Source organism: Achromobacter sp. 01N37, from assembly GCF_056399725.1.
Genome location: NZ_JBFTRX010000015.1, coordinates 102,077 through 126,994, shown reverse-complemented (window position 1 = coordinate 126,994; position 24,918 = coordinate 102,077). Strand labels below are relative to the sequence as shown.

General features: G+C 65.5%; 24 protein-coding genes. 13 read left to right on the top strand and 11 right to left on the bottom strand.

The window, feature by feature from the left end:
• Positions 1 to 6: 6 nt before the first annotated feature.
• Together AC1DSJ_RS25150 and AC1DSJ_RS25145 are read right to left on the bottom strand one after the other, a co-directional pair.
• The gene (locus AC1DSJ_RS25150; protein ID WP_441372362.1) at positions 7 to 1,572 is read right to left on the bottom strand and encodes an acyl-CoA-binding protein; all 1,566 of its coding nucleotides are present in this window, start codon (positions 1,570 to 1,572) and stop codon (positions 7 to 9) included.
• Positions 1,562 to 2,854: an MASE1 domain-containing protein gene (locus AC1DSJ_RS25145; RefSeq protein WP_441372361.1), complete on the bottom strand. Its 1,293-nt coding sequence runs from the start codon at positions 2,852 to 2,854 to the stop codon at positions 1,562 to 1,564. The genes AC1DSJ_RS25150 and AC1DSJ_RS25145 overlap by 11 nt, the downstream gene beginning before the upstream one ends.
• Before the next feature lie 273 nt (positions 2,855 to 3,127).
• Here AC1DSJ_RS25145 and AC1DSJ_RS25140 point away from each other — a divergent pair, with 273 nt between their 5' ends.
• Entirely contained in the window at positions 3,128 to 3,811 is a 684-nt protein-coding gene (locus AC1DSJ_RS25140; protein ID WP_054422644.1) for a peptidoglycan DD-metalloendopeptidase family protein, read from the top strand.
• A 163-nt stretch (positions 3,812 to 3,974) separates the two neighbouring features.
• Here the strand turns inward: AC1DSJ_RS25140 and AC1DSJ_RS25135 are convergent, their stop codons facing one another.
• The 3 genes from AC1DSJ_RS25135 to AC1DSJ_RS25125 form a co-directional block, all read right to left on the bottom strand.
• Entirely contained in the window at positions 3,975 to 4,736 is a 762-nt protein-coding gene (locus AC1DSJ_RS25135; RefSeq protein WP_342067874.1) for an amino acid ABC transporter ATP-binding protein, read from the bottom strand.
• Positions 4,733 to 5,413: an ABC transporter permease subunit gene (locus AC1DSJ_RS25130; RefSeq protein WP_054423301.1), complete on the bottom strand. Its 681-nt coding sequence runs from the start codon at positions 5,411 to 5,413 to the stop codon at positions 4,733 to 4,735. Before AC1DSJ_RS25130 ends, AC1DSJ_RS25135 begins: the two co-directional genes overlap by 4 nt.
• Positions 5,414 to 5,497: 84 nt before the next feature.
• A complete protein-coding gene (locus tag AC1DSJ_RS25125; protein WP_054422642.1) occupies positions 5,498 to 6,283 on the bottom strand; it encodes an amino acid ABC transporter substrate-binding protein in 786 nt (261 codons plus the stop codon).
• Positions 6,284 to 6,487: 204 nt separating this feature from the next.
• Between AC1DSJ_RS25125 and AC1DSJ_RS25120 the strand changes: the two genes are divergently transcribed.
• Both AC1DSJ_RS25120 and trhA read left to right on the top strand, forming a co-directional pair.
• The gene (locus tag AC1DSJ_RS25120; RefSeq protein WP_346551142.1) at positions 6,488 to 7,564 is read left to right on the top strand and encodes a P1 family peptidase; all 1,077 of its coding nucleotides are present in this window, start codon (positions 6,488 to 6,490) and stop codon (positions 7,562 to 7,564) included.
• Positions 7,565 to 7,702: 138 nt separating this feature from the next.
• Positions 7,703 to 8,335 (top strand): PAQR family membrane homeostasis protein TrhA, encoded by a 633-nt coding sequence (trhA, locus tag AC1DSJ_RS25115; protein ID WP_441372360.1) that lies wholly within the window; start codon positions 7,703 to 7,705, stop codon positions 8,333 to 8,335.
• An 18-nt stretch (positions 8,336 to 8,353) separates the two neighbouring features.
• Here the strand turns inward: trhA and AC1DSJ_RS25110 are convergent, their stop codons facing one another.
• Entirely contained in the window at positions 8,354 to 8,827 is a 474-nt protein-coding gene (locus tag AC1DSJ_RS25110) for an Lrp/AsnC family transcriptional regulator (protein WP_054422639.1), read from the bottom strand.
• A 139-nt stretch (positions 8,828 to 8,966) separates the two neighbouring features.
• On the opposite strand from AC1DSJ_RS25110, the gene kynU reads away from it, so the two are divergent.
• Both kynU and AC1DSJ_RS25100 read left to right on the top strand, forming a co-directional pair.
• Complete coding sequence (gene kynU, locus AC1DSJ_RS25105; RefSeq protein WP_441372359.1) at positions 8,967 to 10,217, top strand: kynureninase; 1,251 nt, start codon at positions 8,967 to 8,969, stop codon at positions 10,215 to 10,217.
• Positions 10,218 to 10,297: 80 nt separating this feature from the next.
• Complete coding sequence (locus AC1DSJ_RS25100; protein ID WP_441372357.1) at positions 10,298 to 11,704, top strand: amino acid permease; 1,407 nt, start codon at positions 10,298 to 10,300, stop codon at positions 11,702 to 11,704.
• A 71-nt stretch (positions 11,705 to 11,775) separates the two neighbouring features.
• Here AC1DSJ_RS25100 and AC1DSJ_RS25095 read toward each other — a convergent pair whose 3' ends face one another.
• Entirely contained in the window at positions 11,776 to 12,687 is a 912-nt protein-coding gene (locus AC1DSJ_RS25095) for a LysR family transcriptional regulator (protein ID WP_175170074.1), read from the bottom strand.
• 110 nt (positions 12,688 to 12,797) lie between these two features.
• Here AC1DSJ_RS25095 and AC1DSJ_RS25090 point away from each other — a divergent pair, with 110 nt between their 5' ends.
• On the top strand, positions 12,798 to 13,934 hold the full coding sequence (locus AC1DSJ_RS25090; RefSeq protein WP_346551136.1) for a threonine synthase: 1,137 nt from the start codon (positions 12,798 to 12,800) through the stop codon (positions 13,932 to 13,934).
• Positions 13,935 to 13,979: 45 nt separating this feature from the next.
• Here AC1DSJ_RS25090 and AC1DSJ_RS25085 read toward each other — a convergent pair whose 3' ends face one another.
• The 4 genes from AC1DSJ_RS25085 to AC1DSJ_RS25070 form a co-directional block, all read right to left on the bottom strand.
• Complete coding sequence (locus AC1DSJ_RS25085; RefSeq protein WP_054422634.1) at positions 13,980 to 14,399, bottom strand: VOC family protein; 420 nt, start codon at positions 14,397 to 14,399, stop codon at positions 13,980 to 13,982.
• A gap of 69 nt (positions 14,400 to 14,468) precedes the next feature.
• Complete coding sequence (locus tag AC1DSJ_RS25080; RefSeq protein ID WP_054422633.1) at positions 14,469 to 15,158, bottom strand: helix-turn-helix transcriptional regulator; 690 nt, start codon at positions 15,156 to 15,158, stop codon at positions 14,469 to 14,471.
• A 110-nt stretch (positions 15,159 to 15,268) separates the two neighbouring features.
• Positions 15,269 to 16,129, bottom strand: a complete 861-nt coding sequence (locus AC1DSJ_RS25075) for a hypothetical protein (RefSeq protein WP_175170072.1) — start codon at positions 16,127 to 16,129, stop codon at positions 15,269 to 15,271.
• Between the two features lie 146 nt (positions 16,130 to 16,275).
• Complete coding sequence (locus AC1DSJ_RS25070; protein WP_054423300.1) at positions 16,276 to 16,743, bottom strand: CopD family protein; 468 nt, start codon at positions 16,741 to 16,743, stop codon at positions 16,276 to 16,278.
• 155 nt (positions 16,744 to 16,898) lie between these two features.
• On the opposite strand from AC1DSJ_RS25070, the gene AC1DSJ_RS25065 reads away from it, so the two are divergent.
• From AC1DSJ_RS25065 to AC1DSJ_RS25035, 7 genes are all read left to right on the top strand, one after another.
• Complete coding sequence (locus AC1DSJ_RS25065; protein ID WP_054422631.1) at positions 16,899 to 17,408, top strand: sigma-70 family RNA polymerase sigma factor; 510 nt, start codon at positions 16,899 to 16,901, stop codon at positions 17,406 to 17,408.
• Entirely contained in the window at positions 17,405 to 18,388 is a 984-nt protein-coding gene (locus AC1DSJ_RS25060) for a FecR domain-containing protein (RefSeq protein ID WP_441372356.1), read from the top strand. Before AC1DSJ_RS25065 ends, AC1DSJ_RS25060 begins: the two co-directional genes overlap by 4 nt.
• 113 nt (positions 18,389 to 18,501) lie before the next feature.
• On the top strand, positions 18,502 to 21,138 hold the full coding sequence (locus AC1DSJ_RS25055; RefSeq protein WP_441372355.1) for a TonB-dependent receptor: 2,637 nt from the start codon (positions 18,502 to 18,504) through the stop codon (positions 21,136 to 21,138).
• A gap of 78 nt (positions 21,139 to 21,216) precedes the next feature.
• The gene (locus AC1DSJ_RS25050) at positions 21,217 to 22,263 is read left to right on the top strand and encodes a hemin-degrading factor (RefSeq protein WP_441372354.1); all 1,047 of its coding nucleotides are present in this window, start codon (positions 21,217 to 21,219) and stop codon (positions 22,261 to 22,263) included.
• A gap of 20 nt (positions 22,264 to 22,283) precedes the next feature.
• A complete protein-coding gene (locus AC1DSJ_RS25045) occupies positions 22,284 to 23,117 on the top strand; it encodes a heme/hemin ABC transporter substrate-binding protein (RefSeq protein WP_054422627.1) in 834 nt (277 codons plus the stop codon).
• Positions 23,101 to 24,099: a FecCD family ABC transporter permease gene (locus AC1DSJ_RS25040; RefSeq protein WP_346551124.1), complete on the top strand. Its 999-nt coding sequence runs from the start codon at positions 23,101 to 23,103 to the stop codon at positions 24,097 to 24,099. Before AC1DSJ_RS25045 ends, AC1DSJ_RS25040 begins: the two co-directional genes overlap by 17 nt.
• A complete protein-coding gene (locus AC1DSJ_RS25035; RefSeq protein WP_346551762.1) occupies positions 24,096 to 24,884 on the top strand; it encodes a heme ABC transporter ATP-binding protein in 789 nt (262 codons plus the stop codon). Before AC1DSJ_RS25040 ends, AC1DSJ_RS25035 begins: the two co-directional genes overlap by 4 nt.
• Positions 24,885 to 24,918: the final 34 nt, after the last annotated feature.

Below are 24,918 nucleotides of genomic sequence, written 5' to 3'. Positions count from 1 at the left end.
CGCATTCTAGTCCATGCCCGCGGGCCAATATCCCGCCTTCAAGCGCCGCACCAGGGCAATGTGGCGGCGTTGCGCCTGGTCGGTGGGCAGGCCGGACAAGAGCCGCCATGCGGCGTGACGCACCTGTTCGCGGGCATCGGCGCCAGCGGCGGGCGCCGGTGGGGCGTCACCCAGCCGCGCTTGCTGTTCGTAGGCGGTCAGCCGGATCGATACGGCGGCCGAGGGGGCGGCCGGCAGCGAACGCAGTTCGATGACGGCTGCTTCAAAGGCGTCGGGCAAGGCGCTGGCGTCAAGCGCCAGGGTGCTCTCGTCCATGGCGTCGCCCTCGGGCTCCAGCCCGCTGGCGGCGGCCAGCCGGCGCCAGAGCGCATCTTCGCGCTGGGGTTCATCGGCTTTGGAAACGACCTTCGTGATGCTGTGGTTGCGTAAGCGCAGCGTGTGGGTGGACGCGCCGTTGTACAGCCCCGCGCCGTCCTGCACCTGAAAGCGCAGGGGCAGCGCAATCGATCGGCCCGACAGCGCAGGCTGGCCAACCTCGTTGACCGCGAAGGTGTTGCGCGAATAGTCCATCAAGCGCGAGAACAAGTTGATCAGCGCCCCGCGCCCTTCGTAGACGCCGCTGATGGGGTTGTCGCCTTCTTCGGTCCAGACCACGTCCTCGGCAAACAGCGGGAACAGCGTTTCGAATTCGCCGGCCAGCAGCGAGCCCCGGTACGCTTCAAGAATGCGTTCGATGTCGGCGGCGCCCATGGGGGCCGCGCGCCCGGCTGCGCGGGGCGATTGCACGGCAGCCGGGTCGCGGTCCATGAATTGCAGCACGGTTGCGGCCACCAGATCGCGGTCATTGTCCACGCAGATCATGTGATAGCTGTTGTTCAGCAGCACGAGCTGGCTGCCCGCGATGGCGTCGTGCAGCAGTTGCGCCGAACGCACCGAAGTGAGTTCGTCTTCGTGTGCATGCATGATCAGCGTGGGGCAGCCGATGCCGTCCAGCCCCTGACGCACGGCCGCGCGCAGCCGGTCGACTTCGCGCACGCAGGCCAGGGGCACCCAGCGGTAGTGGAAGTTCTCGCCCCGTTCGAACTTGGCCTTGACGATGGACCGGACCAATTCGTTCTTGATGCCGTAGGGCTCTTCCTCTTCGACGCGCATGCGCGCCGCCAGGCCAGGGATGCGGTAGACCAGCCGGCGCAGACCCCGATACCAGGGCGTGCTCCAGCCATCAATGAAGACTGGGGCGGCCAGCGACACCAGCTTGCCCTGCTTGTGGCCCACCCGCTTGCACAGTTCCACCGCCAGCAGCGCGCCCAGGCACATGCCCATGACGTGCAGCGTCTCGTAGCGGGCGGCCACCTCGTGATATTTGGCCGTCACGGCGTCCAGCCAGTCTTCCATGCGCACGGACAGCAGATCCTCTGGCGCTCCGCCGTGGCCGGGCAGCGTCAGGCTGTGCGTCTCGATGCCGGCGCGCTTGAGGATCTTGTGCATGGACCCCAGGTCGTACTCGGTCCCGCCGAGCCCGTGAATGAGCAGGGCGCCTGTGCCGGCGCGAACGGGTAAGTTAGTTGACATTGGCCGGCTCGACCTCGATGTCGCCTAGCCGCCACATGCCGGCCACGACGGCGACGCTGCCATCGAAGTCGGACAGGGGCGAGCCTCGGTCACTGATCAGCCGCCAGCCGCCTGCTGCGTGGGCGACGCGAAACAGCAAGGGTGTGCGGTCTTGGGCGCCCGCGCGGCGGGCCGCCCAGTGCAAAGACAGGCGTGCACGGTCGTCCGGGTGCGCGTGGGCGATCAGCGCTTCCAGGCTTGCGATGGCGGAAGGCGGCAGGCCGAAGGCGTCTTGCACGTCGCCCGCCAGTTCCAGCGTGCCGTCATAGGGGTTGTAGCGGTACATCAACTGGTGGCTGCCCGCCAGCGCCAGATCAAAGCGGCCCCGCCATTGCTCGGCGTTTTCCAGCGCTTGCGCCCGCGCGCCGCGCAAGGTGTTGACCAGCAACAGCAGCAGCGCCGTGACCACCAGATAGACCTGCGTGGCCAACAGCACTTGCCAGGGGTCATTGGCTTGCAGGAAGGGGCCTTCGCCCTGTGCGCTTTGGTACAGCGCCATCAGCATCAGCGTCACCATGGCCAGCGTGCCGCCCGGTGTACCCCAGACCAGCGCGATCAGCACGGCGAACACCAGGGGCAGATAGGTCAGCTCGAACGACACGACGTAGGGCAGGTGCTGGATCATGTCGCCGTCGAACGTCATGAAGGTCGAGACGATCATCAGCACATAAGCCACCAGGCCGATGACCAGTTCACGCAGGCGCGCGCCACCGGAGCGGCGCGGCCGGAATTGCGACCAGCCGGTGAGCGCCGGCGCCAGGATCAGCACACCCGCCAGATAGGCGGTGACCCAGGTGCGCAAACGGACCGCCGCATGCGCTTCCTGCGTCAGCCACAGCCAGCCGCCGCCCAGCAACGCGCTGGCGGCGGCGCCCGCCACCGCGCCGGCCAACAGGGCGGCGACGAATCCCAGCCCTTCGGCGCGTGGTGACAAACGTTGCACGGTCCAGGCGGCCAGCAGCGACGAGACGGTGCCCGTCACCGCAAACACGATCGCCGTGGCGGGCTGTCCGCGCCAGATCAGCGTCAGGACGAGTTGCGCGGCGAAAAAGCCCAGCATCAGCAGCAGCCAATTGCGGCGCGGCGTCAGCAGATAGGCCGCGACCGCCACGCCGGGCGGCAGCCAGACGAACAAGGCGTGGCTGACCGGATCGCTCAGCAGGTGCGAGAACACGCCGCACAACAGGTACGGAAGCGTCCAAAGCAGGCAGAGCGGATTTCTTCTAACTGTGTCGGTCTTCACCATAATTGTCCTTGCAAGCGCATGGTTTCGTGGCGCCACGGGGGCGTCTTGATGAGCGGGTTATACACGCCTGTGGCGTGGGTGCGAAGTGGGTGTGAAGCATTCGCGCACTCCGGCGCGCGAAAATCTTGGTACCCTTGAACGCACTTCCATCCAACCGCCAACTCAGTGCCCCAGGTTTCAGTGCTTTCCTTGCCCGCCCCGACCCTGTCTCAGTCCGCCCGCGCAACCGCCTCTGGCCAGACCCGGCTCCGGCCGCTTGGCCGATTCTGGATGCTGGCTTGCATCGTGGCCTTGCTGGCGTTGTTGTCCGCTTGCGGCACCACCAAAGTCCAGCCCGGCTATTACCGGGTGCAGTCGGGCGACACGCTGACGCAGATTGCGCGCAAGCAAGGCACCAGCGTCAGCAATCTGGTGCGGTGGAACAAGTTGTCGAATTCGAATTCGATCGAAGTCGGACAAGTCTTGCGGGTGGACCCGCCGGACGGTCAAGCCAGGACGTCCACGCCCAGCAAGGCGGCATCAAAACCCGCTGCAACGTCGCGCGCATCGTCCTCGTCTTCCGGCAAGCGGCGCACGGCGCCGCCGGGTGCGATTTCATTGGTTTGGCCCGCACAAGGCAAGGTCACGCGCGGCTACGACGGCGGCGGCTCGAACGGCATCGTCATCTCGAATTCCGCAGGCACCCCCGTGGTGGCCGCGGCAGGCGGCACCGTGGCGTACTCGGGCAGCGGGCTGCGCGGCTACGGCCACCTGGTCATCGTCAAGCACAACGCCAGCTTCCTCAGCATCTACGCGCACAACAGCAAGCTGTTGGTCAAGGAAGGCCAGAGCGTGAAGCAGGGCCAGAAGATTGCCGAAATGGGCAACAGCGACAGCAAGCAGGTGGGTCTGTATTTTGAGCTGCGCTATGACGGCCAGGCCGTCGATCCAGCGGGGAATTTACCGCCGAAATGATCAAAGGTGTCTGAAGAGGCCGATTAAAAATGGGGCGTTGCTGGCGCGGCGGGCGCGCCTGAAGCGGGCTACGACCCCAGTGGCCGGCTACGACCCCAGCGGCGGGCTAGGGCCCCAGCGGCCGGCTACGACCCCAGCGGCGAGTTACGACCCCAGCGGCCGGCTACGACCCCAGCGCTGCGTCCTGCGTCAGCGTCGAGATAAACGTCGCCGTGCGGGGATCAGCCGGCCGCGAAAAGATCGACCGCGATTCGCCCGATTCCACCACCACGCCATCCAGCAAAAACACCACCTCGCGCGACACGCTGGCGGCCAGGCGCAAGTCGTGCGTGGCCATCAGCATCGTCATGCCTTCGGTGGCCAACTGGCGCAGCACGTCGACCACTTCCGCCGCCAGGCCCGGGTCCAGCGCCGACGTCGGCTCATCGCACAGCAAGACGCGCGGCGCGGGCGCCAGCGCGCGGGCAATCGCCACGCGCTGTTGCTGGCCGCCTGACAGATTGGCGGGCCAGGCGTCAGCCTTTTCCGACATGCCCACTTTCTTAAGCAGCTCTTCGGCGCGTGCGCGGGCCCGGTCCAGCGGCCATTTCTGCACGGTCAGCAAGCCTTCCATCACGTTGCCCATCACCGTCTGATGCGGAAACAGCTGGAAGTTCTGGAACACCATGCCGGTTTGTTTGCGCACGCGCTGCACCTGATCGCGCGACAGCTTTTTGCCTGGCTCGAATTCAACCGTTTCCGGCCCGATGGCCAGCGTGCCGCGGTCCGGCACTTCCAGCAGATTCACGCAGCGCAGCAAGGTGCTCTTGCCGCTGCCCGATGGGCCGATCAGCGCGGTGACGCTGCCTTCGGCGATGCTCACATCCACCTGCTTCAGCACGGGATTGCCGCCGAAAGATTTCTCGATTTTTTGCAGGCGGATCATCGGCTTTTCTCGGAAAACACGGCGTGCTGGCCAAAGCGCCGTTCCAGGCGAACCTGCGCGGCCGACAACACGGAGCTGAACACCAGATAGATCAGCGCGGCCTCGGTATAGAGGATCAGCGGTTCATACGTGACCGCCGCAATGCGCTGCGCCGCCTGGAAGATTTCGGGCACGGTCAGCACGGCCGCCAGCGACGTGTCTTTAACCAATGCAATGAACGAGTTCGACAACGGCGGCACCGCCACGCGGGCGGCTTGCGGCAGGATCGTGCGGCGCAGCGCCTGGCCGCGCGTCATGCTCAGCGAGTACGCCGCTTCCCACTGGCCCTTGGTGATGGACTCGATGGCGCCCCGGATCACTTCCGAGTTGTACGCGCCCACGTTCAGCGTGAAGCCGATCAGCGCAGCGGGCAGCGGGTCCAGCACAATGCCCACGCTGGGCAAGCCGTAGAAGATCACGAACAGCTGCACCAGCAATGGCGTGCCGCGGATCAGCCACACATAGAAGCGCACCACGGCCACCAACGGCGCGGGGCCAAACAAGCGGATCAGCGCCACCACGAACGCCAGCGCCAGCCCCAGCGCAAACGACATCAGCGTAAGCGGTACGGTGAACACCAAGCCGGCATGCAGCAATGGCCAGAACGAATCGGCCATCAACTGCACCCAGGCTGGCACCGTCCACGACCCGATTTGCGCCAGCAGCCAATCGGGCATGACGGCTTGCAGCCAGGAAGGGAGCGTCATGAGCGTCTCCGCCGCTTATTGCGCCGACGACAGGTCCGTGCCGAAGTATTTGACCGAAATCGTCTTGTAGGTGCCGTCGGCCTTGATGTCGGCCAGCGCCTTGTTGATGGCCGCTTGCAGCTCGGGGTTGCCCTTGCGGATCAGCACGCCCGAATTGCTGAATTCAGCAGTCTTGTCAGTGGCGGCGATTTTGACTTTGGCGTTGGGCTTTTGCTTCTTGAAGTCCAGGAACGACAGGTTGTCGTTCACCGTGGCTTCCACGCGGCCGGACGTCAACAGATCAATGGCTTCGTTGAACCCTTGCACCGCGACCACTTCCGCGCCATGGCTTTGCGCCAGCTTGCCGAAGTTGCTGGTCAGCGTGTTGGCCGACTTCTTGCCCTTCAGATCGGCAAACGACTTGATGCTGGTGTTGTCGTCGCGCACGATCAGCACGGCGGCCGATGAGATGTACGGATCAGAAAAATCGTATTTTGCTTTGCGCGCGTCGGTGATGCCGACCTGGTTGATCACGGCGTCATAGCGCTTGGCGTCAAGGCCGGCAATGAGGCCGTCCCATTTGCCTTCGACGAATTGGGCCTTCACGCCCAGGCGTTCGGCGATGGCGCGGCCAATGTCCACGTCAAAACCGGTAAGCTGGCCCGATGCGTCGTGGAAGGTGAAGGGCGCGTACGTGCCCTCGGTGCCAATCTTGAAGGTGCCGGCGGACTTGATCTGGTCCAGGCCCGATTGGGCGTGCGCGGCGGAAAGGGCTGCGGCCTGGATAAGGCCGGCGATGAACAACGAGCGGAAGAGTTTCATGGCAAGGCTCCACGGATGATCGGTGTCATTCTTGAGAGCATGGGGATGTGCAATGCCCTCAGACGTAGCCGCACTCTATCAACGCGCCTATTTTTCCACAAAGCATAAGGAATAGTAAAAATATAACTGCCAGTCATAACTTGCCCTCGTTTGGCGGCCAGCCGGCGGGGGTTTCCTTCAATCGGCAACGGGACGGAGATCGGTGTGGAACAGCAATGGAACAGGCGGGCTTTCATGATGGCGGCGGCAGGGTCGGCGGCGTTTGCGGGCGTGATGCCGGCACAAGGCGCCAGCGGCTTGCGGCTGACCCCGGGCGGGGGCAGCATCACGCAGGTGTCGGGCTTGCGGGTGGGCCATTACACCGATACCCGCCGCCCCACCGGCTGCACGGTCATCATTGCGGAAGCGGGCGCAACCGGCGGCGTCGATGTGCGCGGGGCCGCGCCCGGCACGCGTGAAACCGATCTGCTGAATCCCGTGAACATGGTGGAAAAGGTGCACGCCATTGTGCTGTCGGGCGGCAGCGCGTTCGGGCTGGATGCCGCAAGCGGCGTCATGCGCTATCTGGAAGAAAAGAAGATTGGTTTTGACGTGGGCGTGGCGCACGTGCCGATTGTGCCGTCGGCCATTCTGTTTGATCTGGGCGTGGGTGATGCATCCATTCGCCCGGATGCGGCGGCGGGCTATCAGGCGTGCAAATCCGCCACCACCGATGCGCCCAAGGAAGGTAACGTCGGCGCAGGGGCGGGCGCTACCGTCGGCAAGCTTTATGGACCGCAGCGCGCCATGAAGGGCGGCATCGGCAGCGCGTCGCTGACCGTGGCGGGCGTGACGGTGGGCGCCATCGTTGCCGTCAACGCGGTGGGCGATGTGCTGGACCCGGCCACCGGGCGCATCCTGGCGGGCGCACGCACGGCCGATGGCAAGCATCTGCTGGACACGCGCGCAGCCATTCTTGCGGGCGATCTGCCCAAGTCGATGCGCGCCGGCACCAACACCACCATCGGCGTCGTGGCCACCGACGCGCAATTGACGAAGGCGCAGGCGCAGAAAATTGCGGGCATGGCGCATGACGGCCTGGCCCGCACGATCAACCCGATACACACCATGATGGACGGCGACACGATCTTCGCGCTTGGCACCGGCACGTCCGGCAAGCCGGGCAACGTGATGCTGCTGGGCGTCATGGCGGCCGAAGCCATGGCCATTGCCGTGCAGCGCGCCATTCTGGCGGCGCGCGCGGTGGAAGGTTTTCCCGCGGCGGTGGATTTCATCGCCTGACCTCCGGTCGCCATTGCGGCCTGGCGTGAGCCATTGACGTCAGATGCGGCCATGGGTGTTGGCCTCTGACGTCAGCTTGTCACAGGCCGGGCCCAAGATGGCAGACGCCGGCGGTTCGCCGGTGTCCAAGGAGGACGTATGTACAAAGGCGAGCGCTTCAACGGCGCCACGCATCTGGCGGGGCTGGCCTTGGCGGTGGCCGCCTCAAGCGTGCTCATCACCCGGGCGGCCGAACTGAACGTCGCCGCGCGCCAGATCATCTCTTGCGCCGTATTCGCGGCGTCGATGATTGCCGTCTATGCCTCGTCGGTGCTCTATCACTGCACGCGCGGCCCGAACAAGGCGCGCTGGGCCAAGGCCGACCATTGCGCCATCTATCTATTGATTGCCGGCACGTATACGCCGCTGGCGTTTGGCCCGGTGCAGCACGCCTGGGGCGGCGTCATGGGCGTGGCGATCTGGGTGCTGGCCGCCATCGGCATCAGCCGCGAACTCTGGTGGGCGCGCGGCGCGGCGCCCGCCTTGCCGCTGTATCTGGCGATGGGCTGGCTGGGCGTGATGTTCGCCGCGCCGATTGCGGGCGCCTTGTCCTCGGCGGGGTTGGCCTGGCTGCTGGCGGGCGCGGTGGCCTACACCGTCGGCACACTGTTCTACGTCAACGACACACGCTGGCGGCATGCCCACGGCATCTGGCATTTGTTCGTGATGGGCGGATCAGCCTGCCATTTCGTGACGGTGTTTGGGTTTTTGCGCTACGGCTCGGCGGCTTGATGCTTAGGGCAGGCCCGCTTAGCGCCAGCTGGCCAGCGGCAGCATGCCGCCGCGGTCTTTCACTTTCCGCATGACGATATGCGAGCACAGGTCGCGCACGCCCGCGATCTTGCTGAGCTTGTCTTCCACGAACTGCGAAAACGCCGATAAATTGCGTGTGCGCACGGTCAGGATGTAGTTCGACGCGCCGGTCACGATGCTGGCCTCGGTGATTTCGTCATGCGCGGCGATGCCGGCCAGAAACGCTTCGTGCCAGCCCGGGCGCGACTGGTCCAGTGACACATGCACAATGGCCTCAAGCTCAAAGCCCAGCTTGTCGGCGTCCAGCACCGCCCGGTAGTTGCGAATGAACCCCGCTTCCTCCAGCGCCCGCACGCGGCGCAGGCAGGCCGAGGGCGACAGCGCCACCTGTTCGGCCAGATCCTGATTGCTGAGCTGCCCGTTTTCCTGCAAGCGGTACAGGATGCGCTGGTCAATCGCGTCTAAAAGCATGGAGCAATCCAATTCGAATATTTTGATATGGAAGCAATTTACTGCGAAAACTTAGGGTAAGCCACGCCCGGGTTTGCAATTTTCAGGCCTGACCACGCTGCTATCCTGTTTGTTGAATTTTGCCCCGAAGGAGCATTGCATGACTACCCGCGAAGATTGCGTCGCCGCCGACCGCAACGACCCCCTGGCCCCCCTGAAAGACCGCTTCGAGCTGCCGCCCGGCGTGCTCTACCTGGACGGCAATTCCCTGGGCGTCATGCCGAAGACTGCGGCCGCCTGCGCAGCCGGCGTCATCAAGAACGAATGGGGCACTGGCCTGATCCGCAGCTGGAACACGGCCGGCTGGTTTGAACTGCCCGCCCGTCTGGGCGACAAGCTGGGCGCGCTGCTGGGGGCGCGCGAAGGCGAAATGGTGGTCACCGACACCACCTCGCTGAACATCTTCAAGGCGCTGGCCGCCGGCTTGCGCATTCAGCAAAAGCAGCAACCCGCACGCCGCGTCATCCTGTCCGAGCGCGACAATTTCCCGACCGATCTCTACATGATCCAGGGCATGATCGACCTGCTCGAGCAGGGCTACGAAATGCGCCTGATCGACGACGACCTGCCGCTGGACAAGGCGCTGGACGATTCCGTCGCCGTGATGCTGCTGTCGCATGTGAACTACCGCAGTGGCCAGATGCACGACATGGCCGCCGTGACCGCCCTGGCGCACGAGCGCGGCGCGCTGACCATCTGGGACCTGGCGCATGCGGCCGGCGCGGTGCCGGTGGATTTGAACGGCGCCAACGCCGACTTTGCCGTGGGCTGCACCTATAAGTATCTGAACGGCGGCCCCGGTTCGCCCGCCTTCATCTGGGTGGCGCCGCGCCACACCAAGGACTTCTGGCAGCCGCTGTCCGGCTGGTGGGGCCACACGCGCCCGTTCGACATGGCCGTGGCCTACGAACCGGCGGGCGGCATCCGCCGCTACCTGTGCGGCACGCAGCCCATCGTGTCCTTGTCGCTGGTGGAATGCGGCCTGGACGTCGCTCACGCCGCCGACATGGCGCAAGTGCGCAGCAAGTCGCTGGCCTTGGGCGACCTGTTCATCGCGCTGGTCGAAGAACGTTGCGAAGGCCATCCGCTCACGCTCGTCACGCCGCGCAACCACGCCGAACGCGGCAGCCACGTCAGCTTCCGCCATCCCAATGGCTACGAGGTGATGCAGGCCCTGATAGCACGCGGCGTCATCGGCGACTACCGCGAGCCCGAAGTCTTGCGCTTTGGCCTCACGCCGCTGTACGTCGGCTACGCCGACGTGTGGGACGCCGTGGATATCCTGAAAGACGTGCTGGACAGCCGCGCCTGGGACGCGCCCGAATTCAAGCAACGGTCTGCCGTGACCTGAACGGCTAAGCGTTGCCTTATCGCGCAGGCCCTATCGGCCACATATCTATAAATACAGAGAGCGCAGGACAGGAGGAGACAATGCAAAAACAAGAAGGATTCGGCAAGATCGCCGAACGTGAACAGGGGCTCAAGCGGCGCTTGACCTCGGGCCAGATGAGCATGATCGCCATTGGGGGCGCCATTGGCACGGGCCTCTTTCTGGGCAGCAAGTTCGCCATCGGCTTTGCCGGGCCCAGCGTGATCATCAGCTACGCCATCGGCGGGCTGATCACGCTGTTGCTGATGGGCTGCCTGGCCGAAATGACCGTGGCGCATTCCACCTCGGGTTCATTCGGCGCTTACGCCGAGCACTACATCGGCCCGCTGGCGGGCTTTCTGGTGCGCTACGCCTACTGGTCGTGCGTGGTGCTGGCGGTGGGCACCGAAGTCACGGCGGTGGCCGAGTACATGAGCTTCTGGTTTCCCAACGTGCCAGGCTGGCAATGGGTGTGCGTGTTTTCGGGGGCGCTGATTGTCATCAACGCCATGAGCGTCAAGGCGTTTGGCACCATCGAATACTGGTTCTCTACGATCAAGATCACCGCCATCGTGGCGTTCATCATCCTGGGCGCGTATGTGGTCTGGGGCAATCCGCAATATGGCGTCGCGCAGTACACGTCGCATGGCGGCTTCTTCCCGAATGGCCTGTGGGGCATGTGGATTGCGGTCGTGATTTCGATCTTCAGCTACCTGAGCGTAGAGATGATCGCGGTGGCGGCGGGCGAAGCCGAAGATCCCGAACGCGCGGTGAAGCAGGCGTTTCGCGCCACCATCGTCCGGCTCGTCGTCTTCTATCTGCTGACGCTGGCGCTGATTCTGGCGATTGTGCCGTGGAACGAAGCCGGCAAGGAAGGCAGCCCTTTCGTGAAGGTGATGCTGGCGCTTGAGATTCCGGGCGCGGCGGGCGTCATCAACTTCATCGTGCTGGTGGCGGCGCTGTCGGCCATGAACAGCCAGCTCTACATCACGACGCGCATGATGTTCAGCTTGTCGCGCGCCGGTCACGCGCCGTCGCTGTTTGGCCGCCTGACGCGTAGCGGCACGCCGTTGAACGCGCTGCTGCTGTCCACCAGCGGCATTGCAATTGCCGTGGTGCTGAAGGTGCTGTATCCCGACACGGCGTTCACGCTGATGATGGCCATCTCGATGTTCGGCGCGCTGTTCACGTGGATGATGATCTTCATCACGCACTACTTCTTCCGCCGCCGCTGGGCGCGTGAGGGTGGCGCGGTGCTGTCATTCAGGATGCCCGGCTTTCCGGTGCTGACCTTGTTGGGCGCGGTGGCCATGCTGGCGATTCTGGTCACGACGTACTTCACCAACGTGTTCAAGATGACGCTGGTGTTTGGCGTGCCGTTCCTGCTGATTCTGGCTGCGCTGTATTTCCTGCTGTTCAAGAAGCGCGGCGAAACGGTGATGTTGCAGACGCGCAGTCAGCGGGGCTGACAGCCGGATCGACAGCAAGTTCGACAGCAAGTTCGACAGCAAGTTCGATAGCACAACGAGCGGGCCGGGGCTTAGCGCCCCGGCCCGCTTATGCTTTGCCGAATGGCCGCCAGCATTGCGCGGGCGCGCGCCGGCAGCGAGCGTGACCCGTACACGGCATGCATCTGCGGCGCGGCGCCTTGCGCGGACGTCACGGTGTAGGCCGGACACACGCGCACCAGCGCGCCGCGGTCAATCTCTGGTTGCGCCGCCCAATCCGCCAGCCGCGCAATGCCCATGCCTTGCAGCACCATCGCCATCACGCCGCTGCCGCTGCTGGCGCGCACCGCGGGCTCGGCATGCAGGCGGACGATGCGTTTGTCTTGCCGCAAATGCCAGTCCTTCAGCACGCGCGGCCCGGTATGCATCACCAACCGATGCTGCTTCAGCTCTTCGGGTTCACGCGGCAAGCCCATGCGTTGCACGTAGTCGGGGCTGGCGCACAGCAGCCGCTCATACGGCCAAAGCCGCGCGCCCAGCAGCTCGCTGGAAGCCGGGAAGCCGCCGCGTATGGCAAAGTCCAGGCCTTCGGCGATGGGGTCGATGCCCTTGTCGGTATAGACAATGTCCATGCTGACGCCGGGGTGCGCGTCCGCATAGCGGCGCAACACGGCGGGCAGCAGGGCAACGCCCAGCAGGTCGGGCGCTGAAAAACGCAGCCGGCCTTGCACGCCGCCTTGCGCGTCCTGCAAATCATCGCGCGCCTGCGCCTCCAGGCGCAGCAGCTCACGCGCAGACTGAAAATAGCTTTCGCCTTGCGGGGTCAGTACCACGCTGCTCTTGCTGCGCAATAGCAGCTGTGCGCCCACCTGGCGTTCCAGCGCCTGCACCGCGCGGGTCACGGCGCTGGGTGACGCGCCCAACGCGCGCGCCGCCACGACAAAGCTCTGGCGTTCGGCCACGGCGCAAAACACCTGGTATTCCCATAGCGCGCCTCGTTCCATGCGGGTTCTCCGTTCGAGTTTTCCATTGCGTTTATCGCAACATGATATTGCAACGCCATGGCGGCCGTTCACCCTAGACTGGCGCTTTCCCGTTCCCCGTTGCCTTCATCATGTCCCAGCCTTGCTACGTTGACCCGCTGACCGGCGGCCAATATCCCATTACCGATGCGCGTTGGTGTTCCGACGCGCAAACGCCGTTGATGATGTCGCCGCTGCCGGGTATTTCGCGCGATGACATCGATACGCGCGAACGTTCTATCTGGCGATATCGCGCGGCCTTGCCCGCCGATATCGCGCAGCCCGTGTCGATGGGGGAAGGCTGCACGCCGATGGTCGAGCGCGCCTGGGGCGGCCTGCGGCCCCATTTCAAACTGGAATGGTTCAACCCGACGTGCAGCTTCAAGGACCGTGGCGCGGCGGTGATGCTGTCGTGGTTGCGGCAGATTGGCATCCACGCCGTGGCGGAAGACAGCTCGGGCAACGGCGGGGCCGCCATTGCGGCGTTTGGCGCGGCGGCGGGCATGGGCGTCACCATTTTTGCGCCGGCCTATACGTCGCAGGCAAAGGTGGCGCAGATACGCGCGTTCGGGGCCGACGTGCGCCTGATCGAAGGCCCGCGCGAAAACTCGCAGACCGAAGCCATACGCGCGTCGCAAGCTATCTTCTACGCCAGCCACAACTGGCAGCCATTTTTCCTGCAAGGCACCAAGTCGATCGCCTACGAGATGTGGGAAGACTTCGGCTTCGAGGCGCCTGACAACGTGGTCATCCCGGCGGGCGCGGGCAGTAATGTGCTGGGCTGCGCCATCGGTTTCGCCGAGCTGCTGGCGGCCGGGCAAATCCGCCGCCTGCCCAAGCTGTTCGTGGCGCAGCCGTTGAACTGTTCGCCGGTGGACGCCAGTTTTCAGGCGGGCGCAGACGGCGCGGTGCCACGCGAGGTCTTGCCGACGGTGGCGGAAGGCACGGCCATCAAGCATCCCGTGCGCTTGCGCGAGGTATTGCAGGCGGTGCGCGCCAGTGGCGGCCAGACGGTGGCGGTGCCGGAAGCCGATATCGTGGCCGCCGTGAAAAAGCTGGCGCTCTCGGGCCTGTATGCAGAGCCCACCAGCGCCACGGCCGCCGCGGCCCTGGACGTGCTGCAAGCACGCGGCGCCATTCAAGCCCGCGAACGCACGGTGGTGTTGCTGACCGGCACCGGCATCAAGTCCACGCAGTTCATGACGGACTTGTTTTCAGCAGCGGCTTGATCGAACGCGCGGGCTCGTGCGCCATGGGACAAGCCCGCGTTGGCGTTACGCGGCGTAGGCGGCTGCGGCGCGTTCGTTGGGTTCTGCGGGGGCATTGGCCGGGGCCGGCGAGAACACACGCAGCCGATGCCCGTCCGGGTCCAGCGCCACAAAGGTGCGGCCGAAATCCATATCGGTGGGCGCTTGCAGAATGGGCAGCCCGCGCAGGCTCCATTCCAGATGACGCTGGTTGACGGAGTCGGCATCGGCAACCGAGAACGCCAGTTCGGATGCGCCGCCGCGACCGGCCGCCGCCGGCTCCACCGTGTAGCGTGACCACAAGCCCAGCTTCAGCCCGGAGTCCAGCACAAAGAGGGCAAACGTGGGCGAGTTTTCAACCGGCTGGCGTTGCAGCAACGCACTGTAGAACGCCGCGCTGGCTTGGGGCTTTTCGACGTAAAAAAGGACGTAGTTCGATTCGGACATGATGCGCTCCTGGTGGGTAATGCGCTCATGGTAGGCAGGGGTACTGTCAGTTTTTGGCAGTAGTGTGCATCAGCATTTCTTGGGCTCGTGATTGATCGCGCGCCACTCTTTCAACAACTGGTGGCGGCGCCGCGGATAGCGCTCGCTGGCGGCAAGGGATGCGATGCGGTCGGTGCGGAAATGGCGGAAGTCGCCGCGTAGTTCACACCAGGCCATGACGATGCGCACGCTATCGAAAAACCCCAGCGCAAACGGCCAGATCACGCGCGCGGATTCCGCGCCCTTGTCATCGCGATAATTGATTTCAAGCTTGAGCTCCGAGCGAATCGCCTGACGGATTAGCGCCACATCGACCCGGTCGATCACTGCATAGGGGCTAGGGGCCACCAGCAAGGGAATGGCGTCCAGCTCGTCGCGCAGCTCTTGCGGCAGTACGGCGCCAATCTTCGCCAGCGCATTGCGCGCCGCCAGCCCCAGCCGTTCGTCCGTGCGGCCCGCCACCCAGCGCGTGCCCAGCACCAGCGCTTCGATCTCTTCCGTGCTGAACATCAGCGGCGGCAGCATGAAGCCGGGCCGCAGCACATAGCCCACGCCCGGCTCGCCCTCGATTTCAGCGCCCTGGCATTGCAGCGTGGCAATGTCGCGATACAGGGTGCGCAGGCTGATCCCCATTTCCGTCGCCAGCCGCTGCCCGCTGACGGGCAGGCGGTGGCGGCGCAAGGTCTGGAGCAAGTCCAGGAGACGTTCAGTGCGGGACATGGGGCGGGGCGGGCGGACAGCGCCCGTGCAGTCAGAGAGAGGATTCGCGCAATGCTGCCATAAAGTGGCAGCTGACGGGAAGCCGTACGCCTCGCCCGCGCCCGGGGACGTTAGCCGCCGACCTTCTTGCCGGTGGCCACATCAATGGCCGAGCCGTCTTCCAGGCTGACGCGGTAGATCTCACGCACCACGTTGCCGGCAAAGCCGATCTCGACGATGGACACGTCCTTGAAGGTGGTGTTGATGCCTTCAGGCAGCACGGCGTTGAACTTGTCGGACTCCTGCTTCATGGCGTCTTGCAGGCGGGTGTCGTACATCGCCATGCTGTAGACGAGCGTGGTGTGCGGGTTGTGGGCGCGCACCTCTTTGCCGTCCTGCATGATGTTCACGCCGCTGACACCCATCGTCTTGACCAGGTCCTTGCCCGCGTCGCTCATCTTGGCGTAGACGGGGCCGGTCACGCGCGGCAGAGGGCCGTCGCGCAAGGGGGCCAGCGCCGCGGTGGTCACGGTGTTGTAGCGCATCATGTCTTCAAAACCCTGGCCGCTTTTGACGACGCCCAGGTCCAGCCACCACGGATGGCCCGCGCCCTTGGCGGCTTCGGTCGGGTAGAAGGTTTTCAGCGTCACCTGCAACGGGGCGGGCGGCTTGGGCAGCGCCTTCAGCATGCGGGCGGGCGTTTCCGGGTCGGCGCTGTGCAGGTGCATCACGGTCACGTGCGGCATGTTGGGCGTTTCGGCCTCGGTCTTCAGGCCCAGCGCCAACAGGTCTTGCTTGAGCGTGCCGTTGATCTTGGCGTCCAGCACGGCGTTGACGTCTTGCGGCAGGCGGTAGACCACGCCATAGGTCGCCTTGTGGGCGCGGAACTCGGGTTTTTCCAGGGCGCTGTTGTCGATAGGCGCGGCGGCGTGGGCGGCGAACGAGGTGGCGAACAGGCCGAGGGCGGCCAGGTGCAATGCACGTTTGATCATGGGGAATCCCTTATCGTTGTTGACGTGACCCGCGAGAGTCATCCGCAGTGTGGGTGCCGCGGATGTACGGGGTATTGCACCAGTCAAAAGAATTCCGATACCAGCCGCCACTTGGCCGATAGCTGGCCGGCGCGGCTGGTATCCGGCTAGGCCAGGAAGGCGATCGCCACGATGGCGATGCCCAGGATCAGGTTCACGCCCACCCAGCGGCGGATGCCGGCCATGGCCTGGCCGCCTTTGGGCCAATCAGACGCGGCCACCGCGGCGGCCAGGCGCTTGTACAGCGCAAAGCGGATGTGGCCGAAGATCACCATCATCACGATGCCGCCACCGGCCATCAGCGTCCAGCTGCGCGGCATGAAGAACGTGCCGCCAGATTGTGTGGCCATGCTGCCTGCTTGGCCGATCATCGACATGCCGGTCAGCAGGATCAGCACGATGGCCACCAGCACGGCGTTAAGAAAGGGGCCAAGCACGGACGCCATCAGCTTCAAGCGCACGGGCGGTTCCAACTTCGCGGCCGCCGGCCGCAGGAAACAGTGCGCGAACAGCATGCCGCCAACCCACAGGATCACGGCGATCACATGGATGAATTTCAAGACGCTATAGAACATGGCGAGGTCCGGGTAGTGAATGGCCGCGGATTGCGGCCGGTCTGTCCCCATGATATCGCCGCAACACGATCCCGCGCGGACTTGACCAGAATCATGGTTTTGCATTTAGAATGAGATTGATTGCTATTTGTATTTTTGCGTTCCGGGAGCCTGTCGTGTCTAACCCTGTGCTCGCTTCAGGCGACACCGTGCAACTTTTGTACCGAAGCCACCATGGGTGGCTTCATAACTGGTTGCGCGCCAAACTCGGCAACACCTTCGACGCGGCGGACCTGGCCCAGGACACGTTCGTGCGGGTGCTGCGCCATCGCCACGAGCTGGACGCGCTGCGTGAACCGCGCGCCTACCTGACAACGATCGCCAAGCGGCTGCTGATGAATCACCATCGCCGCCGGTCGGTCGAAAACGCGTATCTGGAAGCGCTGGCGCTGATGCCCGAAGCGGTGGCGCCGTCGGCCGAGCAACGGCTGATCATTCTGGAAACCTTGCAGGAAATCGACGAAATGCTGGCGGGCTTGACCTTGCCCGCGCGTCAGGCGTTTCTGATGGCGCAGCTGGAAGGCCTGAGCCATGGCGAAATCGCGCAGCGGCTGAACGTGTCGTTGCGGTCGGTGCACCGCTACATCGCCCGGGGGTTCGAGCAATGCATCATGGCGGTGACGTGAGCACGCAGACGGGCGAGCTGCCCGCCGTTGAACGCAATGTGGCGCGCGTTGCCGCGCGTTGGCTGTTGCGGCTGAGTTCCGGCCGCGCAACCGATGCCGACGTGCATGCCTGCGACCAATGGCGCGCCAGCAAGGCCGAACACGAAACCGCCTGGCAGCGCGCGCAACGCGTGAATGAACGCTTCGGCCTGATCCCCACGGCGCTTGGCATGGCGACGCTGAACCGGCCCGAACTGACGCAGCGCCGCGCGGCCTTGAAGGCGTTGGTGGCGCTGGTGGTGGCAGGCCCGGTGGGCTGGGCCGCCTGGCGCGCAGACCCGTTGAACTGGACGGCCGACTATCGCAGCGCGGCCGGCGAACGGCGCGACGTGATGCTGGCCGATGGATCGTCTTTGCACCTGAATACCGGCAGCGCGGTGGATGTGGCGTTTGACGCGACGACGCGGCTGGTGCGCCTGCGCTCGGGTGAGATCGCCGTCCACGCCGTGGCCGAGGCATCGCTGCATCCGCGGCCCTTCGTCGTGCGCACGAGCCTGGGCGACATTGAAGCCCCGCCGTCGCGTTTCTGCGTCCGGCAAATGGGTGGGCAATGCCACGTCAGCGTCCAAGAAGGGCAGGTTCGCCTTGCAAGCGGCGCGCACCCCGGGCGCATGCTGAGCCTGTCGGCGGGCGAGCAGGGCAGTTTGACCAAGGCCGGTGTCTCGGACGCGGCGCCCGCTGACCCGCACGCCAGCGACTGGATGCGCGGGGTGCTCTACGCCAATCAACTCCGCCTGGATGCGTTCGCGTCTGAGCTTGGGCGTTATCGCCCGGGCGTCCTGCGCTGCGACCCCGAGATTGCGCACCTGCGCATCTCGGGCGCATTCCAGCTAAGCGATACCGACGCGGTGCTGGCGGCCTTGCCCGCCACCTTGCCGGTGCAAGTGCGCACCCGCACGCCGTACTGGGTCACCATCGGGCCGCGCACGTCAGCGGCATGATTTTTTCGCCGTTACAAAAAACCTGCATCGAAGCTGTCCGATTCGAGAATCACGAGGGTCATGGTCTGTATAGGCAAACGAATGCCGATACCCGTTGGATCGAAAGGACGACCATGGCTTATCTCCCCGCCGGCCGCGCAAGCGGCTCCCGAACCTCCCCGGACGCGCAGCCGCGCTTGACCCGCCTGAGCGGCGCGGTGCATGCCGCGCTGGCGCTTGCCGCCGTCTCCGCCGCGATGCTGCCGCTTGCGGTGGCGCAGGCGCAGGCTTCGCCCAGCGCACTATCGGTCAGCCAGGGCGCGGCGCGCAGCTATCGCATTCCGGCCGGCACGCTGGCGGAAGCCCTGCCGCGCTTTGCCGACAGCGCGGGCGTGACGATTCTGTTCGACGCCCGGCTGGTGGGCCAGCGCCGCACGGCGGGGCTGGATGGCACGTACTCGGTGGGCGAGGGCTTTACGCGCTTGCTCGATGGCAGCGGCCTGGCGGTGCAACAGCGCAGCGCCGGCGTGTTCGTTCTGCAAGCCGCGCCGCAGCCGGGCGTGACGCAGCTGGCGCCGGTGAAAGTGGAAGGCGAAGGCGCTGTCGTGACGCCCGCTTGGGAAACCAGCACCGACCGCAAGCGCTTGGACGATCTGCAAATCCGCAACTGGAGCGATCTGGGCAAGCGCGCCGAACCCGGCGTGAGCTTCAACCGGTCAAACAACAGCATCAACATCCGCGGCCTGGATCAAGACCGCGTGCTGACCCGCGTGGATGGCATCCGCCTGCCGTGGCTGGATGACGGCGCGCGCGGCGTGAAGGGCGGCCTGGAATCCGTGGACTTCAACAGCCTGTCGCGGCTGGACATCGTGCGCGGCGCGGATGCGACGGGCGGCGGCTCCGGCGCCATCTCGGGCATTGCCGACCTGTATACGCTGGACCCGTCCGACCTGCTGACCGACGGCAAGACGTTCGGCGCACTCGCCAAGACCGACTACGATTCCGCCGACGCCAGCTGGGGCGCGAACGCAGCGCTGGCGGGCCAGATTCACAGCAATACGTTCTGGCTGGTGCAAGCGGGCGTGCGCAACGGGCACGACCTGGACAACCGTGGCGACGTGGGCGGCTATGGCCCCAAGCGCAGCCAGCCCAGCCCCGAAGACTACGACCAGCAAAGCTTCCTGTTGAAGTTGCAGCAGCGCGCCGACGGCGGCCACCGCTTTGGCCTGACGGGCGAATACTTCAAGCGCCGCGCCGACATCGACAACATGTACGAACAGGGTGCTGGCACGTCCTACCTGTACGGCGAAAACAGCACGAAGAAAGAAACCGAGCGCGAGCGCGTGTCGTTCGACTATTCGTACAAGGCGCCCAGCGAAGGCGGCCTGATCGACACTGCCACCGCCGTCGTCTATTGGACGCGGCTGCGGCTGGACAACGCGCTGGATGGCGTGCGCAGCGTGGATTCGCGCGCGGGCATCATCCCGGGCGATCCGTTCCGATACGGCTTCCCAAGCGGCCCGTATGGCCGCAGCAACTCCATCCAACAGACCTTGTTCGGCGTAAACGGCGAACTGACCAAGCGGCTGGGTGGCGAGTCCGTGTCGCAGTTGTGGACGGTGGGCGGCGAGTGGTACGGCAACAAGACCGAGCAGAACTCCACCGGCTATGACAACTGCCCTGCCATACGCCCGGGTTTGCCCGCGCCGTTTGGCCCGCGCTCGTGCGACATGCTGCACACCAACCAGGCTGACGTACCAGAGTCCAAGGGCAACCAATGGGCGTTGTGGGTGCAAGACGAATTCAGTTTTGCCGACGGCCGCTACACGCTGACGCCGGCGCTGCGCTACGACCACTACGAGCAAAAGCCGCAGTCCACCGCCAGCTACGAAAGCAATCCCAACGCAGGCGCCTTGCCGCCGTCCAACAGCGGCAGCCGCTTCTCGCCCAAGCTGCTTGGCACGTGGAAGGCCATGGAATCACTGAGCGTCTACGCCCAGTACGCCTATGGCTTCAAGGCCCCCAGCGCCAGCCAGCTCTACACCAACTACGGCGGCCCAGGCACCTATCTGCGCGTGGGCAATCCCTACCTGAAGCCGGAAACCAGCAAGGGCTGGGAATTGGGTGCCAAGATCGGTTCCGACGACCTGGGTGCTGCGGTATCGTTGTTTGATAATCGTTATCAGAACTTTATCGATAGCAATCAACCGCTGGACGCCAATTCGCCGCAGTGGCAGCCCGGTTGGGCGGGGCAATATCCGTTGGGCATTACCGGCAACGTGAACCGCGCCAAGGTCCGCATCTATGGCGCCGAAGCCAGCGCACACTGGAAGTTCTCGCCGGGTTGGCGCACGTGGGGCTCGCTGGCATGGGCCGTGGGCAAAGATGAAAACACCGGGCAATACCTGAATTCGGTGGCGCCGCTGAAAGCCGTGCTGGGCGTGGGTTACAGCCGCGATGTGTGGGGCGTGGACGCCATGCTCACTACCGCCTTGAAGCGTGACAAGGTTGAATACCCCGATGGCCCGCCGGCCGCCGGCTATGCCGACTTCCAGGCGCCGGGCTATGGTGTCGTGGACGTGATGGGCTATTGGCGCCCCGCCGCGGTGAAGGGGCTGCAAGTGCAGGCTGGCGTGTTCAACCTGTTCGACAAGAAGTACTGGGAGGCCATCAACGTGCCGACCGCAGGCTCGATCGCGCTGCCGCGCACGGTGGATTGGTACACCGAGCCGGGGCGCAGCGTGCGCGTGTCGCTGACCTACCAGTATTGATCTCGCGCCGCCGCCGCCCGGAGAGGTTCCGGGGCCGGCGGCGGCTTCACTGAAGAACCCATTGGCCGGAGGCCTACGATGACAAATCTTGATTTCAACAGCCGCGCTGAAGCCCTGCGCACCCGCAACGACGCGCTGGCCGCGACGCAACCGAATCTGCGTGCGCGCAATCTGGCGCAGGCGCTGGGCGTGTCCGAAGCGGAGTGGATTGCCGCGGGCTGTGCCGGTGTGAAGTCCACGGCGCTGCATGGCACGCCGCAAGAAATTTTCCGCGAGCTGGGCACGTTGGGCGAAGTGATGGCGTTGACGCGCAACGACTGGTGCGTGCACGAGCGCCATGGCGCTTACCTGGACATCCAGGCCGACGGCCCGGTGGGCATTGTGTTGGGGCCCGACATTGATCTGCGCGTGTTCTTCACCGCGTGGAAATCAGCGTGGGCGGTTGAGCAAGACGGCCGCCACAGCCTGCAATTCTTTGATGCCGCGGGCGTGGCCGTGCACAAGGTCTACCGCACCGACGCCACCGATGCGGCCGCCTACGATGCGCTGGTCGCAAAGTTTGCGGGCGACGCGCAATGGCCCGAGACCACCGCGTATGCCCCCGCCACCGACGCCGACCACGTCGGCGACGCCGCAGCATGGCGCGAGGCGTGGCTCGGTATGAAGGACACGCACGAATTCTTCCCGCTGCTGCGCAAGTTCAAGGTGTCGCGCCTGGCGGCGCTGGCTGCGGCCGGTGAAGACCTGGCGCAGCCGGTGCCGGCGGAGGCCGTCGAACGCATGCTGCAATCGGCGGCGGAGTCGGGCCTGTCCATCATGTGCTTCGTGGGCAACCGCGGCATGATCCAGATTCACACCGGCCCCGTTGAGCAGTTGCGCCGCACCGGCCCTTGGTTCAACGTGCTCGACCCGAAGTTCAACCTGCACCTGGACACCACCGCCATCGCCTCGGCCTGGGTGGTGAACAAGCCCACGTCTGATGGCTGGGTGACGTCGCTTGAGGTCTACGCGGCCAACGGCGACCTGATCGTGCAGTTCTTCGGCGAGCGCAAACCGGGCAAGCCGGAGCTTGCCGGTTGGCGCGAGCTGATGGTCAGCTTGTGCGACGCGCCGCTGGCGGCCTGAGAAATCTTCGGGAATCTGCGATGAAAAAATGGTTGGCAATTGCGTTGGGCTGGGCGATGGCGGCAAGTGTGCACGCCGCCGAACCCAGCCGGGTGGTGACGCTGGGCGGCAGCGTGACGGAAATCGTCTATGGCTTGGGGCAGGGCGACAGGCTGGTGGGGGATGATCAGTCCAGCCTGTACCCCGAAGCCGCCACCAAGCTGCCACGCGTGGGTTACTACCGCGCCGTGCCGGTCGAAGGCGTGTTGTCGCTTAAGCCAGATCTGGTGCTGGCGTCAGAGCAGGCCGGCCCGCCCGAGGCGCTCAAGCGGCTGGCGGGCGTGGGCGTGCGCGTTGTCACGGTGTCGGACGCGCCATCGGTGGATTCCCTGAAGTCGCGCATCCGCGCCATTGCCGGCGCATTGGGCGTGGCGGCGGCCGGCGAGCGCATGGTCGAAGACGTGACGCAAGAACTCGCGCGCGCCGAGGCCATTCCGGCGACGCGCGCGCGGGCGCTGTTGCTGATCAACCGCACGGGCTCGCCGCAAGGCGCGGGCCGCGACACAGCCGCCAACGAAGTCATGCAGTTGGCGGGCTTGGATAACGTGTTGCACGACCAGCAGGGCTACAAGCCCTTGTCAGCCGAGGCCATGGGCGCGCTGGCGCCCGACCTGATCGTGGTGACGCAGGCGTCCTTGGAGGCGGGCGGCGGCATGGAGAAATTCCTCAGCCTGCCCGGCATCGCCTCGACGCAGGCGGCGGCCAAGCGCCGCGTGGTGGTCATGGATGACCTGCTGATTCTGGGCATGGGGCCGCGCCTGCCGTTGGCGCTGACCCAGCTTAAGCAGGAGGTCGCGAATGTCATGGCGCGTTAGCGCGCCCTTGGCATTGGGGCTGTTGACGGCGGCGTTGGCGCTGGCGATGTTGGCCGCCACCGCCAGCGGCGCGGTCAGCATTCCGTTGCGCGAACTGCCGTCGCTGTTGTGGGGCGCGCCCACGCCCGACAACGCGCTATGGCGCAACGTGCTAATCGACATCCGTCTGCCACGCGTGCTGTTCGCCGTGGTGACGGGGGCGGGGCTGGCGATATCGGGCGCGGCCATGCAGGCGCTGTTTCGCAACCCGCTGGCCGAACCCGGCTTGATCGGTATTTCGGCGGGCGGCGCGCTGGGGGCGGTGGCCGCCATTGTGCTGACTTCGGGCGGCTTCTGGATCACGGCGCCATCTGCCTTTGCCGGCAGTCTGATTGCGACGATGTGCGCCTACGCCGTGGGCCGGCGCGTGCCAGGCGTGGCCGGGTTGCTGCTGGCCGGCGTGGCCATCACGGCGATGTCGTTCAGCCTGATCGGCCTGTTCACCTTTGTGGCCACCGATGCACAGCTGCGCGACCTGACCTTCTGGAACATGGGCAGCCTGGGCGGCGCAAACTGGAAAATGCTGGCGTTTCTTGGCCCTTGGGTATTGCTGATGAGCGCCTGGCTGATCAGCCAGTGGCGCGTCATGAACGCCTTGCTGCTGGGTGACCGCGAGGCCCAGCATCTGGGCTATTCGCTTGCGCGCGTGCGGGCGCGGCTCGTGCTGGCCAGCGCGCTGATTGTCGGGCCGCTGGTCGCAGCAACGGGCACCATCGTCTTCGTCGGGCTGGTGGTGCCGCATCTGGTGCGCATGACGCTGGGCGCGAACCACCGCTGGCTGTTGCCGGCCACCGTCATTGCGGGCGGTTTGGCGCTGGTGCTGGCGGATTGGGCGGCGCGTACCGTCGTCGTGCCAGCTGAATTGCCGATTGGTTTGGTGACGGGCTTGGTGGGTGGCCCATTTTTTCTGTGGCTGCTGGCCCGGGGCCGGAGGATAGGCTGATGCTTGCCGCACAGAACCTGACGTTGTCGCGGGGCGGCAAACGCATTCTTACCCAGATATCGCTTGAGGTCCGCCCGGGCGAAGTCGTCGGTTTGCTGGGCGCTAATGGCGCAGGCAAGTCCACGTTGCTCAGCGCGCTGGCGGCCGAGTTGTCACCCGATTCGGGGCAGGTGCATCTGGGCGGCGAGCTGCTAGCCGGCATGCCGTTTCGGGAGCAGGCGCGCCAGCGCGCCGTGCTGCCGCAAAAGCCCGGGCTGACCTTTGACCTGGATGTGAATGAAGTGGTCGCCATGGGCGCCTATCCGTTTCCGGAACTGCCGCCCGCCGCCGTCGATGCGTTGGTCGCCCAAGCATTGTCGCTGGCCGATGCCGCCCATCTGGCGGGACGCCGCTATCCCGAATTGTCGGGCGGCGAACAGCAGCGCGTGCAGTTTGCGCGCGTGCTGGTGCAGTGCCATGCCGCGCGGCAAGCGGGCGAGGCGCGCTACCTGCTGCTGGACGAGCCCACCGCCAGCCTGGACCCGAAGCACCAGACCGACCTGCTGCGCCGCGCCTGGGAATTGGCGCATGCCGGCAATACGGGCGTACTGGTGATTCTGCACGACATGAATCTGGCCGCGCGCTGGTGCGACCGCCTGCTGCTGCTTAGCGGCGGCGCCACCACGGCGCTGGGCACGCCCGAGCAGGTGCTGACGCCCGCCAATCTGTACCTGGCTTATGGCATTGACGCGCAAGTGATCCCGCATCCGCTGCAATCGGGCCGGCTGCTGGTGCTGACGTCATAACGCGGCAGGCAACCGCACGCGCCCGCCGGGTCGG

Bases quoted from the DNA above. Each gene is read 5' to 3' on its own strand.
- AC1DSJ_RS25150 (WP_441372362.1), bottom strand. From the start codon at position 1,572: ATGTCAACTAACTTACCCGTTCGCGCCGGCACAGGCGCCCTGCTCATT.
- AC1DSJ_RS25140 (WP_054422644.1), top strand. From the start codon at position 3,128: ATGCTGGCTTGCATCGTGGCCTTGCTGGCGTTGTTGTCCGCTTGCGGC.
- AC1DSJ_RS25135 (WP_342067874.1), bottom strand. From the start codon at position 4,736: ATGATCCGCCTGCAAAAAATCGAGAAATCTTTCGGCGGCAATCCCGTG.
- AC1DSJ_RS25125 (WP_054422642.1), bottom strand. From the start codon at position 6,283: ATGAAACTCTTCCGCTCGTTGTTCATCGCCGGCCTTATCCAGGCCGCA.
- trhA (WP_441372360.1), top strand. From the start codon at position 7,703: ATGTACAAAGGCGAGCGCTTCAACGGCGCCACGCATCTGGCGGGGCTG.
- AC1DSJ_RS25110 (WP_054422639.1), bottom strand. From the start codon at position 8,827: ATGCTTTTAGACGCGATTGACCAGCGCATCCTGTACCGCTTGCAGGAA.
- kynU (WP_441372359.1), top strand. From the start codon at position 8,967: ATGACTACCCGCGAAGATTGCGTCGCCGCCGACCGCAACGACCCCCTG.
- AC1DSJ_RS25100 (WP_441372357.1), top strand. From the start codon at position 10,298: ATGCAAAAACAAGAAGGATTCGGCAAGATCGCCGAACGTGAACAGGGG.
- AC1DSJ_RS25095 (WP_175170074.1), bottom strand. From the start codon at position 12,687: ATGGAACGAGGCGCGCTATGGGAATACCAGGTGTTTTGCGCCGTGGCC.
- AC1DSJ_RS25090 (WP_346551136.1), top strand. From the start codon at position 12,798: ATGTCCCAGCCTTGCTACGTTGACCCGCTGACCGGCGGCCAATATCCC.
- AC1DSJ_RS25085 (WP_054422634.1), bottom strand. From the start codon at position 14,399: ATGTCCGAATCGAACTACGTCCTTTTTTACGTCGAAAAGCCCCAAGCC.
- AC1DSJ_RS25080 (WP_054422633.1), bottom strand. From the start codon at position 15,158: ATGTCCCGCACTGAACGTCTCCTGGACTTGCTCCAGACCTTGCGCCGC.
- AC1DSJ_RS25075 (WP_175170072.1), bottom strand. From the start codon at position 16,129: ATGATCAAACGTGCATTGCACCTGGCCGCCCTCGGCCTGTTCGCCACC.
- AC1DSJ_RS25070 (WP_054423300.1), bottom strand. From the start codon at position 16,743: ATGTTCTATAGCGTCTTGAAATTCATCCATGTGATCGCCGTGATCCTG.
- AC1DSJ_RS25055 (WP_441372355.1), top strand. From the start codon at position 18,502: ATGGCTTATCTCCCCGCCGGCCGCGCAAGCGGCTCCCGAACCTCCCCG.
- AC1DSJ_RS25050 (WP_441372354.1), top strand. From the start codon at position 21,217: ATGACAAATCTTGATTTCAACAGCCGCGCTGAAGCCCTGCGCACCCGC.
- AC1DSJ_RS25045 (WP_054422627.1), top strand. From the start codon at position 22,284: ATGAAAAAATGGTTGGCAATTGCGTTGGGCTGGGCGATGGCGGCAAGT.
- AC1DSJ_RS25040 (WP_346551124.1), top strand. From the start codon at position 23,101: ATGTCATGGCGCGTTAGCGCGCCCTTGGCATTGGGGCTGTTGACGGCG.